This is a genomic window from Natronococcus sp. CG52, assembly GCF_023913515.1.
Classification (GTDB): domain Archaea; phylum Halobacteriota; class Halobacteria; order Halobacteriales; family Natrialbaceae; genus Natronococcus; species Natronococcus zhouii.
This window is the reverse complement of sequence record NZ_CP099391.1, coordinates 209,622-222,336: the sequence shown is the minus strand read 5'-3', so window position 1 is coordinate 222,336 and position 12,715 is coordinate 209,622. Positions and strand designations below refer to the sequence as shown.

Here is a 12,715-nt window from a genome sequence, read left to right as displayed (position 1 = left end):
GTTAATCGTCCCGCGTCGGCGTCGTAGTCGTAGTCGTGGTCGATTCGCTCCCGCGTCGACGGGAGGCGCCGGGCGCGCGTTCGACGAACCGGTCGACGGAGAAGTCCTGGTAGACGGTGTCGGCGTCCTCGGGGTAGGCCTCGCGACCGACCAGCCGGTTGACGAACTTCGTGTTGCGATAGCAGCCGAGTCCGAGGTCGGGAACGCCGACGCCGTGGGTGTGCAGTTCGGCGTTCTGGAGGAAGACGTCGCCCGCCGCGTCGATCTCGAGGCGGTGATCCTCGGTCACCTCGAACCGTCCGCGTCCGTCCCACTCGATGGCCTCCTCGAGCGGCTCGAGGAACTCCGGAACGGGGCGCTCGTAGCCCGTGCCGAGGACGACGACCTCGCTCTCGTGGGCGAACGACTCCTCGGCCTGCCACTGGTGGCAGTCGAGCGCGTAGGCGTCGCCCGCGGGCTCGATGTCCCGCACCTCCGTCATCGCGAAGAGACCGACGTCGGGCTCGCGGCTCCCGATCGAGCGCCGGTAGAGCAGGTCGTATATCTCGGCGCTCGTTCCCGGATCGACGCCCTTGTAGAGCAGGCCCTGGTTCGGCACGAGCTCGTCTTTGGCCTCCTGGGGGAGATCGTAGACGTACTGCGCGTACTCGGGGGTGAAGTGCTGGAGGCCGAGCTTCGAGTACTCCATCGGGAAGAAGCCGTCCGACCGGGTCAGCCAGTCGAGACGGTAGCCGCCCTCGGGCTGGCGCTCCAGCAGGTCTTGAAACACCTCGGCGGCGCTCTGGCCGGAGCCGACGACGGTGATCGACTCCGCCTCGAGCGCCCGGTTGCGGTTGTGGCGGTACCGCGCGGTGTGGAACACGTCCTCGGTCGGCTGTCCCCGGAGGTGGTCGGGAACCCGCGGTCGGGAGCCGATTCCGAGCGCGAGGTTCTCGCCGCGGTACTCGAAGCGGTCGCCGGTCTCGGGGTGCTCGGCGGTGACGACGTAGTGCTCGCCGTCGTCGTTCCAGCGGATCGCGGCGACCTCCCGGCTGAACCGGCAGCTCTCGAGGCGCTCGGCGACCCAGCGGAGGTAGTCGTCGTACTCCCGACGGGGGATCTGGAACGTCTCGTAGAAGTAGAATTCGTAGACGCGTCCCGTCTCCCGCAGGTAGTTGAGGTAGCTGTGCGGGTTCGTCGGGTCCGCGAGCGTTACGAGATCCGCGAGGAACGGCACCTCGAGGGTCGTCCCCTCCAGCAGCATTCCTTCGTGCCAGTGGAACTCGGCGTCGCGCTCGAGGAAGGCGGCGTCGACGTCCTCCTCGAGCCCGTCCAGCATGGCCGCGAGGCCGAGGTTGAACGGGCCGAGGCCGACGCCGACGACGTCGTGAACCTCAGCCATCGTCGCTCACCCCCGTCGTCGGTGCGGCTGTCGGGTCGGCGAGAATCTCGGATTCGAACCGGTCGCGCTCGCAGACCAGCAGCAGGGCGTCCTTCTCGGCCTCGTCGAAGCGGAACTCCCCGCGGGGTTCGAACCCGCAGTCCTCGAAGACGCCGATGGCCCGCTCGTTGCGGGCGTCGGGTTCCGCGATCACCCGATCGGTCTCCAGGTGTCGGAACTGCATGGCGACGACCGCCCGCAGCAGCGGGAGGGCGTAGCCGCGGCCGAGGTACTCCTCGGGACCGATCAGCAGGTGAACGCCCTGGTCGGTCGGCTCGGCGTCGTAGTGGTTCGCGACGTCGTCCTCGGCCGCCCAGTAGCACTCCCAGTAGCTCATCGGAACGTGGTCGAGACAGCCCACGTAGGGCGTGAGGTGGTCGTCCGCCAGTTTCGCCTCGAGGCGGTCGCGAAACGCCGGCAGCGGCAGGTCGAGCTGCCAGTACGGTTTCACGTGCTCGCTCCCGAGCCACGCGTGGAGGCGACCGAGGTCGCGCTCGAGCGAGGCCCGGCGGAGCGAAATCGTTCGGTCGATGCGCCGGTCGACGGTCTGATAGTCGTAGTCGGCCGCGATGGTGGCGTCTGGTCCTGTCATGGGTCGAGTTCGGTGACGAGCGGGTTCTTCACGTCCGCGTAGACGGACTGATTCTCGAGGTCGTTCTCCAGTTCGTCAAGCCCCCGGAATCGGGTGAGCAGGTTCGCCTTGCAGGGGATCGTCGACGACGCGAGCAGCGGATCGAGGAAGTTCGACGAGGGACGGTCGTACCGGTCGCGGGCGCGCTCGAGTTCCTCGCGGAGCAGTTCCAGAAGGCGTCGCTCCGCGACGAGCCCCGCGCAGCCGAACGCGTTGATCAGGTCGAACGCGTTGTTCAGGATCACGTAGTACCGGAGCCGCTCGTCCGCGACGGCGTCCGAGCAGATCGTGTCCGCGCGCTCGCCGACGCCGGGCAGGTACGTCTCGACTTCGGGGTAGACCGACTCGGGGAAGTAGAAGCCCTGGTTGTCCCGGTATCGGAACGCGGCGGGGTAGCCGCCCTCGTCGAGCGCGAGCACGGAATTTTGCTGATGGGCCTCGAGGCCGACGCCCTGGACGAGGTAGAGCCAGAGCACCGGTCGAATCGCGATCTCGAGGTAGCGGCTGAACCACTCCGCGCTCGCGGCGTCGGTCGGGCGTCCCTCCCGGTCGGCGATCCCCTCGACGATCCGGCCGAGGCGAGACTGCCCTGCGATCGCGTCCTGGCAGAGCGACGCCAGCGGGGTCGCGTTCGCGGCGGCGTCGCCGCGGAACGGGTTGGCCCGCAGGATCGTCTCCAGTCCCGATTCCCGTCGCTCGCCGACGTCGAGCGCGAGGTACGCGGGGTCGCGGACGACGTCGAAGGCGGGGAACGCGGCGTCCAGCTCGGCGCCGAACTCGGTGTCCAGGAGCTCGGCGACGGCGACGCCCCGCTCGAGTTCCGGACGCTTGTTGGTCCGGACGGAGTTGGTGATCGTCACGTTCAGCGAGGACTTTACCATGAACGGCGCGTCCTCGGCGTAGAGCGTTCTGACGGAGGTCGTCGGGTTGAACTCCCGCCCGACGGCCCCGAGGTGCACGAGGCCGTCGCCGAGCCGTCGCCGGATGCGTGGTTGATCGAGGAGGTACGCCGCCTGCCACGGGTGGACGGGCAGGAGGACGTCCTCGCCGTCGACGTACTCGTCGACGAAGGAGGCGGGTACCTCCGGATCCGTTCGGAGGGCGTCTTTTACCCACGTCGCGGCGTCGCGCTCGAGCGCCGAGTCGGTCGAAACGAGGCACGGATCCGCCCGGAAGTAGTGCAGCGGGAACGAGCCGCGCAGTTCCGGCGCGTACGTCGCCCGGTCGCGCGCCGCGATGCCCTGTCGACTCTTCGGGGTCGGGTGGCGGTGGTGGCCGAAGACGAGCGCCTGCTCGGCGTCGCGAAACGACAGCTCCTCGGCGTAGAGCCGCTCCTCGTCGTCGGCGCGCGCCGCGACGAACGACTCGACGTTTCGCTTGCTCCGGAGGACCCGCTCGACCAGGTCGTCCGGAACGGCGTCGCCGTCTCGATCGAGGGAGAGGTCCTTCACCGCGAGCGCGGCGAGCGTGGTCGCGTCGATCGGACGCGCCGCGCCGTCGGCGAGCCGGTACTTGACGGGGGGCTCGAACAGGTGTCGCTCCGTCGGGGAGCGGTGTTCGAGCGGCGCCAGCAGCTCGATCTCCTGGGCGGACAGCGTCGCCCGAAGCAGGCCGTCGGACCCGGGTTCGACGCCGGCGACGCGCTCCTCGCGGATCTCGTAGTCGCCAGTCTCCCGCAGGTAGCAGTTGAGGAACGCGTGCACGGTGGCAGCGTCGGCCCGCGCCGCCGGATCGAGGTCGCTCGCCTCGCTCTCCTCGCGGGGGTCGGCGCCGGTGCTCATACCGCCACCCCCCGGGTCGCGGCGACCGCAGTTCCGCAGTCGCGGACGGCCTCGAGCATCGCGGCGACGTCTTCGAGCGTCGCGGTCGGGTTCAACAGCGTGAACTTCAGGCTGGTCACGCCGCCGACCTCGGTACGTGCCACGATCGCACGGCCGTCACGGAGCAGTTCCCGTCGAACGGCGGCGTTCAGCCGGCTCACGTCCTCGTCGCCCATCCCGTCTCGCGGGCGGTAGCGAAAGACGACGGCGTTCAACGTGGGTTCGTGCAGCAGTTCGAAGTCGTCGGCCGACTCGAGGAGCGCCGCCGCCTCGTCGGCCAGCTCGAGGGTACGGTCGACGAGCGCCGCCATCCCCGACCGTCCGAGCGCGCGGAACGCGACGTACGGCTTCAGCGCGTCGAAGCGCCGCGTCGTCTGGACCGACTTCGAGACGAGGTTCGGGACGCCGCCCTCCTCGTGCGCCTCGGGGTTGAGGTACGCGGCGTTGCGGGCCATCCACCGGAAGTCGTCGCCGTCGCGGAGCAGGAACGCCCCGCAGCTGATCGGCTGGTAGAACAGCTTGTGGAAGTCGACGGCGATCGAATCGGCCCGCTCGAGTCCCTCGAGGAGGTCGTCGTGCTCGTCGCTCAGCGCGAGCGCGCCGCCGTAGGCCGCGTCCGCGTGGAACCAGAGCCCGCGCTCGTCGGCCCGGTCCGCGAGGGCCGCGAGCGGGTCGACGCTGCCGAAATCGGTGGTGCCCGCGGTCCCGACGACGGCGAACGGCTCCGCGTCCCGCCGCTCGAGACCGGCGAGCGTCGCGTCGAGCGCGTCCGGATCCATCCTGCGGTCGTCGTCCGTCGGGACGGTAACCACGGCGTCCTCCCCGAGCCCGAGGTGGTGGGCCGCCTGCTTTCCCGTGAAGTGGGCTTCCTCCGAACAGAGGATGCGAAGCGAGTCGGCCTCCGGCGGGAGGCCGTCGGTCTGCACGTTTCGATCGAATCGGCGGGCGCAGTAGCGGTCGCGGGCGAGCAGCAGCGCCTGGAAGTTCGACTGCGTCCCGCCGCTCGTGAAGACGCCGTCGGCCTCCGCGGGGAGGTCGAACAGGTCGCAAAGCGCGTCGACGACTCGCTCCTCGAGTACCGTCGCGGCGGGCGCCTGATCGAACGAGTCCAGCGACTGGTTCGTCGCGGCGAGCAGCGTCTCGGCGACCAGCCCCGGGATCATCGGCGGACACTGGAGGTGGGCCGCACACCGCGGGTTCGACGTGCCGACGGAGTCCGCCAAGACGCGCTCGGCGACCTCGTCGACGGTCGCGTCGAGACCCCGGCCGTCCTCGGGAACGACGGGGTCGTCGAACCGCGCGGCGAGCGCCTCCGGCGACGCGCCGGAGTACGGGTTCTCGCGATCCGCGTACGCCGCGAGGACCGCGTCGATCGCCCACCCCATCGCCTCCCGGTACGCGGCGTCGCCGCGATCGGTTCCGAGGAACAGTCCGTCGGCGCTCATGCGCTCACCTCCCGGGGTCGTCCCCGCTCTCGCACGGCGGCCGCGACGGCCTCCTCGAAGATCGGCGCGATCTCGTCCACCTGCTTCCTCGAGACGACCAGCGGCGGGAGGAACCGCGCGGTGGCGCTCCCCCGTCCGCCGAGTTCGACGATCAGGCCGCGGTCGAAACACGCTGCCCGAACGTCCTCGGCGAGGTCGCCGTCCGGGGCGTGCGGGCCCGGCCCTCGCCAGTCGGCGCCCTCGTCGACGAATTCGACGCCGAGCATCAGGCCCCGACCCCGGACGTCACCGATCGCGTCGAACCGCTCGGCGGTCGACTCGAGGCGGTCGCGCAGGTGAGCGCCGACGTCCGCGGCGTGGTCCGCGAGGTCGTGCTCGAGGACGTAGTCGATCGTCGCCTCGCCGGCGGCCATCGCGAGCTGGTTCCCGCGGAAGGTGCCGGCGTGAGCGCCCGGTTCCCAGACGTCGAGGGACTCGTCGTAGACGACGACCGCGAGCGGCAGTCCGCCGCCGACGGCCTTCGAGAGCGTGACGACGTCGGGCGTGATACCCGCGCGCTCGAACCCGTACAGCTCGCCCGTGCGCCCGAGGCCCGTCTGGATCTCGTCGACGATCAGCGGGATATCGCGTTCGCGGGTCACGCGTCGAATCTCCCGGAGCCACGCGTCGGGAGCGGGGACGACGCCCCCCTCGCCCTGGACGGGCTCGAGGATCATCCCGGCGGGCTCCGTGATCCCGCTCTCGGGATCCTCGAGGAGCCCCTCGACGTACCGGCTGGCCGTGCGGCGTCCCTCGTCGCCGCCGATGCCGAAGGGGCAGCGGTAGTCGGACGGATAGGGGAGGTGGTGGACGTCGCTCGCGAGCCCCGAAATGGGTTCTTTGGCGTCGGTGTCACCCATCAGGCTGAGCGCGCCGTTGGTCATCCCGTGGTAGGCTCCCTGAAATCCCAGGACGCTCCGGTTTCCCGTCGCCGTCTTGACGAGCTTCAGGGCCGCCTCGACGGCGTCCGTGCCGGCGGGGCTGCAGAACTGCACCTTCGCGGACCGAGAGAACTCGTCGGGGAGGCTCTCGAAGAGCGAGTCGACGAAGCGTTCCTTCGCGGGCGTGGAGATGTCGAGCGTGTGGAGCGGACGCTCCGCCTCGAGGACGCGCTCCATCGCTTCGACGACTCGAGGGTGGTTGTGCCCGAGCGCGAGCGTCCCCGCACCCGCGAGGCAGTCGTAGTACTCGTTTCCGTCCATGTCCGTCACGGTCACGCCGCTGGCCTCGCGGATGGCGAACGGCAGGTGGCGCGGATACGTCCGCGCGCTGGATTCGCGCTCGGCCTGTTGGGTGAGGATCTTCTCGTTACCGTGCTCGAGGTAGCTCACGGGACAGCACCTCCGACATCGGCCGTTTTCGACGCGCGGCGCCGATAGTTTCGGCGAGAGTGTTCTCGCATACATCGGTTTAGGCTCACCTAAAACATTGTAAATCCTCCGATTTAGGCCAGCCTAAAATTGATTCGCTGATACTTTTCTCGACCTCTGAATCGGGATTATTGAACCGATCGGAGCCGTACGGCCCCGAGAAAAGCGAGTTCGGTATCGGTCGGCGGGGCGCGACGCCGCTGCGACCGGGGTCGGGGCGTGGCCGGGCGGGACGGTGCGCTCGGTGGTCCGTTTCGGGGCAGGTGAAATCAGCCCGCTCGAGCGACGGTATCGTCGGACGGGGACGATCGGCACCGGTAGTACCGGACGGAGACGAACGACCGTTTGTATTCGTTATTTGTCATTCCGTCTCGCAACCGCAACTACTATACTCCTTTTAGGCACACCTAAATAACGATGGGAGAAGCGAAGTCGGTCGGCGGACACGCACCCGCCCGGGAGCGAGAGGGGTGGGTGACGGGAACGCTCGTCCTCTTTTGTTTGGCGAGTACGGTCGTTACCGTCGTCGCCGGACTGATACAGGTGAGTTTCGGGGAGTACTCGATGACGTTCGTCGAGGCCTGGAAGGCGGTGTTCAACCCCGCAGTGATCTTCAATCTCGAGGCCTGGTCGGCGTTCCTGTTCGGAACGGAGGTGCCGGACATGAGTACCGGAAGCGTCGTCGTCTGGAGCCTCCGACTGCCGCGGGTGTTCGTCGGAATCATCGCCGGTGCGACGCTCGCGGTCTCCGGGGCGGTCTTTCAGGCCGTAACGCGCAACGAACTGGCGAGCCCCTTCGTACTGGGCGTCAGTTCGGGTGCCGGGTTCGCCGTTCTGGCGACGCTCGTCGTCTTCAGCGGCCTCTCGCCGTTCCTGCCACTGATCGCCGCGCTGGGCGGAACGCTCGCGTTCGTGATCGTCTACACGATCGCCTGGAAGGGCGGGACGAGCCCCGTGCGGCTCGTGCTCGCCGGCGTCATCGTCAACATGGTCTTTCAGTCGCTCCAGCAGGGGCTGTTCTTCTTCGCGGACGATCTGGGCGTCGTCCAGAGCGCGATCGCCTGGATCACGGGGTCGCTGACCGGCACCGGCTGGGGGGAGGTCCGGATCGCGATCCTGCCGGCGATCCTCTCGATCACGATCGCGGTCGCCGGCGCACGGCAACTGAACGTGCTGATGCTCGGCGAGAACACCGCCCGATCGCTCGGCATGCGCGTCGAGCGGGTTCGATTTTTCCTCTCGGCCCTCGCGATCCTGGCCGCGAGCGTCGCCATCGCGATCGCGGGTATCGTCAGCTTCTTCGGCCTCGTCGTCCCCCACATCGTGCGGAACACGGTGGGAAGCGACTACCGACAGCTGATGATCGGCTGCGTCTTCGCCGGTCCCGCGCTGATGGTCACCGCCGACGTCGCCGCGCGACTCGCACTGGGGGGCACCCAGATGCCCGTCGGCGTCGTCACCGGCCTGATCGGCGGCCCGTACTTCCTCTATCTGATGCGCAAGCAGCAATCGATGGGTGAGCTATAATGGCACGAATACAGCAGAACGCGGACCGAGAGCGGGAACGGATCACCGATGGTGACGGCGTCGCCGTCGAAAGCGCACTGGTCGGCGACGGCCTCGAACTCAGTTACCCGACGAGCGAGGAGACCATCGTCGACTGTGCGCGCCTCGACATCCCCAAGGAGGCGGTGACCGCGCTCGTCGGACCGAACGGCAGCGGAAAGAGTACGCTCCTGAAAGCGCTCTCGAACCACCTCGAACCGGACGCGGGAGCGGTCACGATCCACGGCGAAGAGCTCGACTCGTTCGACCGGAAAGAGCTGGCGCGCGAACTGGGCGTCCTCTCGCAGGAGAACGATCCGTTGGATTCGATCACCGTCGAAGACCTCGTCTATCACGGCCGCTACCCGTATCGAGGCTTCTTCGACGGCGTCAGCGGCGAGGACCACGAGGCCGTCGAACGCGCGATCGATCTGGCCGGGATCGAACAGCTCCGCGACGCCGAACTCGGCCAGCTGAGCGGCGGCCAGAAGCAACTCGCCTGGATCGCCATGGTGCTGGCACAGGATACCGACGTGCTGTTGCTCGACGAGCCGACGACGTTCCTCGACATCCACCACCAGTTTCGCGTTCTCGAGACGATTCGCCAGCTCAACGAACGAAAGGGAGTCACCGTCGCCGTCATCCTCCACGACATCTCGCAGGCGGCCCGCTTCGCGGACTACCTGGTCGCGATGCGTGACGGCGAACTGTACGACTGGGGGCCGCCCGAGGAGGTCGTGACCGAACAACTGCTCGCCGACGTCTTCGGCATCGAAGCCACCGTCACGTACGATCCCGAGCTCCAGGTGCTACCCAAGCGAGCGCTACCGGAACGATAACGACTGGCGGTCAGTCGGAAGAACTTTATATTTTTAGGCCAGCCTAAAACATGATGGCCGACAAACGGAACTGGACGAGACGGACCGTCCTTCGAACGGGTGGAACGCTCGCCGGCGGGATCGCACTGGCCGGCTGTATCAGCGGGGGAGACGACGGTAACGGCGGTAGTTCGTCGGACGACGAATCGCACACGGTAACGATGCCGCCGGTCGGCGACGTCGAGTTCGAGAGCACCCCGGAGACGTGGGTCGCCAACAACGGCAGCTGGGCCGACATGGGCGTCGCGCTGGGGCAGGATCCGCCGGAGGCGCTCTGGATGCCGTCGCGGTATCACGCGCACTACTACGACGAGATCCCGGACGTCAGCGTCGACGGAGGGTCGATAGACGCGCTGTACGAGGACGGCGACGGCGTCGACAAGGAGAAGTTCTACGACTACGAGGCCGACGTCCACGTCATCGATCCCAACTTCCTGCAGAATCGGTACGACGGCTGGGACGAGAGCGACATCGACGACGTCGAGCAGGTCGCGCCGTTTTTCGGCAACAGCATCTTCTCGAGGGAGTACGAGTGGCACGACGACTACGAGTACCTCACGCTGTACGAGGCCTTCGAGAAACTGTCCCAGGTATTCCAGGAAGAAGAGCGCTACGAGGCGTTCGAGAGCCTCCACGACGAGTTCCAGTCGGCGCTCGAGGACGTCGTCCCGCCGGAAGACGAGCGACCCGAAGTCGCGGTCCTGTGGCCGAACGGCGACGGCACGTTCCTCCCGTACGTCATCAGCGAGGGGACGAGCTTCAAACAGTGGCACGATCTCGGCGTTCGCGACGCCCTCGCCGAGAGCGACGTCGACGACTTCCACAGTTCGCGCGGCCAAGTGGACTACGAGACGCTGCTCGAGATCGACCCCGAGATCATCCTGTGTCGTGGACACGAAGACTCGAGCGCCGAAGAGTTCCGGGAGACCGTCGTCGCGGACATGGAAGCCGACAACGCCGGCAGCGAGTTGACCGCCGTCCAGAACGGCGACGTCTACCGCGGCGGCCCGCTCTATCAGGGCCCGATCACGAATCTCGTCGTCACGCAGCGCGCGGCCGAACAGGTTTACGACGTCGACGAGCAACTGTTCGACCCGCAGGCCGTCAGCGATATCGTCAACGGAAACAGTTAATCGAGTATCGCGGCGGTCGCTTCGGCCGGAATCGCTCGAGCGTTCGACAGAAGCCGACGCCCGAGGGGGCTCCTGACGGCGATTGACGCTCGAGGCGGCCCCACAGCGGTCGGCTCTCGCGGACGGTACTGCGGTTCGGTCCGACTGGATTCTCGAACGAGGGAATACCCTCCTCCGGACTCGGCGTCATCGATCGTGGAGCCCGGCGCACCGGGCATGTAACTCATCGAGGGTTTTCGTGCGGGTATAGATCGCTCGCGTCCGGTGGGGTCCCCGCCGCAGTCACGACCGTAATAGAACCGGTCAGTCGAGTCCGAACCGCTGAAATACCGTCCCGCCTTAGTTGCCGTCGTGTCGCAGCAGGTCCAGGACGTCGAAACGATCTTCTGTCATCAGACAGGTGACGACTACCTCGTCGTCGTTCAGCGGGACGGCAAGCGGTTGTTCCGGGCAAAACTCGGGCTCTCGGAGACCTCCGCGGGACCGCGTCCCGCCAAGTTCCGGCTGAAGCAGGGCTCGACCGAGGAACCCCGTCAGCCCGACGAGTTCGTCGAACTCGCTCGCCGCACGAAGCGCATCCGTATCTCCGAGCAGACCTCTCCCGAGGGGCGCCGCGAACTCGAAGAGATGTTCGGCGGCTACCAGCTCGAGGACAAGACTAAGACCGTCCGGACCTGCCGCTACTGCGCCTCCGCGGGTCGGTACTCGCCGATCACCACCGAGACCGCGGTCAAAGACGACAACGACTGGATCTGTCGGGACTGCGCCCGTCAGGAACTCGAGCGACAGCTCTCCTACGCCGGCGGCGGCGGGGTGACCGGCGCCGCCAAGGACCGACTCGAGGACCTCATGATGGAGGTCCAGGACTTAGAACGGATCGTCAACCTGCTGAAGGGACAGCTCGATCCCGACCTGACGAAGTTCGACACGATTTCGGCGACGACCGACGAGGTCGACCCCGTCCGAACGGACTCGCTGGATCTGCACCCGGACCTCCAGGAACTGCTCGAGGATCGGTTCGAGACCCTGCTGCCGGTCCAGAGCCTCTCGGTCGAGAACGGCCTCTTCGAGGGCGACGACCAGCTCGTCGTCTCGGCGACGGCGACCGGGAAGACCCTCGTCGGGGAGCTGACCGGGCTCGATCGCGTGCTCAAGGGCGAGGGAAAGATGCTCTTTCTCGTTCCCCTCGTCGCGCTCGCGAACCAGAAACACGAGGACTTCGAAGAGGAGTACGGCCACCTCGTCGACGTCTCCATTCGCGTCGGCGCGAGCCGGATCAGCGACAACGGCAACCGGTTCGACCCCAACGCCGACGTCATCGTCGGCACCTACGAGGGGATCGACCACGCCCTGCGGACGGGCAAGGAGATGGGCGACATCGGGACCGTCGTCATCGACGAGGTCCACACCCTCAAGGAAGAGGAGCGCGGCCACCGACTGGACGGGCTCATCTCGCGGCTCAAGTACACCTGCGAGCAGCGCGCGAAACGGCGGGACGACTACGGAGGCGCGCAGTGGGTCTACCTCTCGGCGACCGTCGGCAACCCTAGACAGCTCGCCGACACGCTCGAGTCGAAGCTCATCGAGTTCGAGGAGCGCCCGGTCCCGATCGAGCGCCACGTCACGTTCGCCGACGGCCAGGAGAAGGTGCGCGTGGAGAACAAACTTGTCAAACGCGAGTTCGACACGGAGTCCTCGAAGGGGTATCGCGGGCAGACGATCATCTTCACGAACTCCCGCAGGCGGTGTCACGAGATCAGTCGGAAGCTCGAGTACTCCGCCGCGCCGTATCACGCGGGCCTGGACTACAAGCGCCGGAAGCAGGTCGAACGGCAGTTCGGCGAGCAGGAGCTTTCGGCGGTCGTCACGACGGCCGCCCTCGCAGCGGGGGTTGACTTCCCGGCCTCGCAGGTCGTCTTCGACTCGCTGGCGATGGGGATCGAGTGGCTTTCCGTCCAGGAGTTCCACCAGATGCTCGGCCGGGCGGGCCGACCGGACTACCACGACAAGGGGAAGGTGTACGTGCTCGTCGAACCCGACTGTTCGTACCACAACTCGATGGAGATGTCCGAGGACGAGGTCGCGTTCAAGCTGCTCAAGGGGGAGATGGAGTCGGTGATGACCCACTACGACGAGGACGCCGCCGTCGAGGAGACGCTGGCGAACATCACGGTCGGCGGCAGAGCCGCCAAGTCGCTCAACGATCGGATGCTCGGCCAGGTGCCGACGAAACACGCCATCGGGAAACTGCTGCAGTACGACTTCATCGACGGCTTCGAGCCGACGCCGCTCGGACAGGTCGTGACCGAGCACTTCCTGTCTCCCGGCGAGGCGTTCACGCTGGTCGACGGAATCCGGAAGGAGGCCCACCCGTACGAACTGATCGCAGACATCGAACTGCGCGACGAGGACCTGTAGAGCGGTCCGAATCCGA

The 12,715-nt window shown here is 67.3% G+C and carries 9 protein-coding genes; 4 read left to right on the top strand and 5 right to left on the bottom strand.

Going from position 1 to position 12,715, the window contains the following annotated elements:
• Position 1 precedes the first annotated feature (1 nt).
• From NED97_RS01130 to NED97_RS01110, 5 genes are read right to left on the bottom strand one after another with little or no spacing between them, the layout of a single operon-like run.
• On the bottom strand, positions 2 to 1,381 hold the full coding sequence (locus tag NED97_RS01130; protein ID WP_252488908.1) for a lysine N(6)-hydroxylase/L-ornithine N(5)-oxygenase family protein: 1,380 nt from the start codon (positions 1,379 to 1,381) through the stop codon (positions 2 to 4).
• Positions 1,374 to 2,012 (bottom strand): GNAT family N-acetyltransferase, encoded by a 639-nt coding sequence (locus tag NED97_RS01125; protein ID WP_252488907.1) that lies wholly within the window; start codon positions 2,010 to 2,012, stop codon positions 1,374 to 1,376. The genes NED97_RS01130 and NED97_RS01125 overlap by 8 nt, the downstream gene beginning before the upstream one ends.
• The gene (locus NED97_RS01120; protein ID WP_252488906.1) at positions 2,009 to 3,832 is read right to left on the bottom strand and encodes an IucA/IucC family protein; all 1,824 of its coding nucleotides are present in this window, start codon (positions 3,830 to 3,832) and stop codon (positions 2,009 to 2,011) included. The genes NED97_RS01125 and NED97_RS01120 overlap by 4 nt, the downstream gene beginning before the upstream one ends.
• On the bottom strand, positions 3,829 to 5,316 hold the full coding sequence (locus tag NED97_RS01115; RefSeq protein ID WP_252488905.1) for a pyridoxal phosphate-dependent decarboxylase family protein: 1,488 nt from the start codon (positions 5,314 to 5,316) through the stop codon (positions 3,829 to 3,831). The genes NED97_RS01120 and NED97_RS01115 overlap by 4 nt, the downstream gene beginning before the upstream one ends.
• Entirely contained in the window at positions 5,313 to 6,686 is a 1,374-nt protein-coding gene (locus NED97_RS01110) for a diaminobutyrate--2-oxoglutarate transaminase (protein WP_252488904.1), read from the bottom strand. The genes NED97_RS01115 and NED97_RS01110 overlap by 4 nt, the downstream gene beginning before the upstream one ends.
• 456 nt (positions 6,687 to 7,142) lie before the next feature.
• Here NED97_RS01110 and NED97_RS01105 point away from each other — a divergent pair, with 456 nt between their 5' ends.
• The 4 genes from NED97_RS01105 (at position 7,143) to NED97_RS01090 (ending at position 12,699) form a co-directional block, all read left to right on the top strand.
• Positions 7,143 to 8,252 carry a FecCD family ABC transporter permease gene (locus NED97_RS01105; RefSeq protein ID WP_252488903.1) on the top strand — a complete coding sequence of 370 codons (1,110 nt, stop codon included), beginning with the start codon at positions 7,143 to 7,145 and terminating at the stop codon, positions 8,250 to 8,252.
• A complete protein-coding gene (locus NED97_RS01100) occupies positions 8,252 to 9,109 on the top strand; it encodes an ABC transporter ATP-binding protein (RefSeq protein ID WP_252488902.1) in 858 nt (285 codons plus the stop codon). Before NED97_RS01105 ends, NED97_RS01100 begins: the two co-directional genes overlap by 1 nt.
• Before the next feature lie 53 nt (positions 9,110 to 9,162).
• Positions 9,163 to 10,281 (top strand): ABC transporter substrate-binding protein, encoded by a 1,119-nt coding sequence (locus NED97_RS01095; RefSeq protein WP_252488901.1) that lies wholly within the window; start codon positions 9,163 to 9,165, stop codon positions 10,279 to 10,281.
• 351 nt (positions 10,282 to 10,632) lie between these two features.
• Complete coding sequence (locus NED97_RS01090) at positions 10,633 to 12,699, top strand: DEAD/DEAH box helicase (RefSeq protein ID WP_252488900.1); 2,067 nt, start codon at positions 10,633 to 10,635, stop codon at positions 12,697 to 12,699.
• Positions 12,700 to 12,715: the final 16 nt, after the last annotated feature.

What these genes read in the sequence shown, in the direction of transcription:
- NED97_RS01120 (WP_252488906.1), bottom strand. Translation starts at nt 3,832, where the DNA reads ATGAGCACCGGCGCCGACCCCCGCGAGGAGAGCGAGGCGAGCGACCTC.
- NED97_RS01105 (WP_252488903.1), top strand. Translation starts at nt 7,143, where the DNA reads ATGGGAGAAGCGAAGTCGGTCGGCGGACACGCACCCGCCCGGGAGCGA.
- NED97_RS01115 (WP_252488905.1), bottom strand. Translation starts at nt 5,316, where the DNA reads ATGAGCGCCGACGGACTGTTCCTCGGAACCGATCGCGGCGACGCCGCG.
- NED97_RS01095 (WP_252488901.1), top strand. Translation starts at nt 9,163, where the DNA reads ATGGCCGACAAACGGAACTGGACGAGACGGACCGTCCTTCGAACGGGT.
- NED97_RS01125 (WP_252488907.1), bottom strand. Translation starts at nt 2,012, where the DNA reads ATGACAGGACCAGACGCCACCATCGCGGCCGACTACGACTATCAGACC.
- NED97_RS01100 (WP_252488902.1), top strand. Translation starts at nt 8,252, where the DNA reads ATGGCACGAATACAGCAGAACGCGGACCGAGAGCGGGAACGGATCACC.
- NED97_RS01130 (WP_252488908.1), bottom strand. Translation starts at nt 1,381, where the DNA reads ATGGCTGAGGTTCACGACGTCGTCGGCGTCGGCCTCGGCCCGTTCAAC.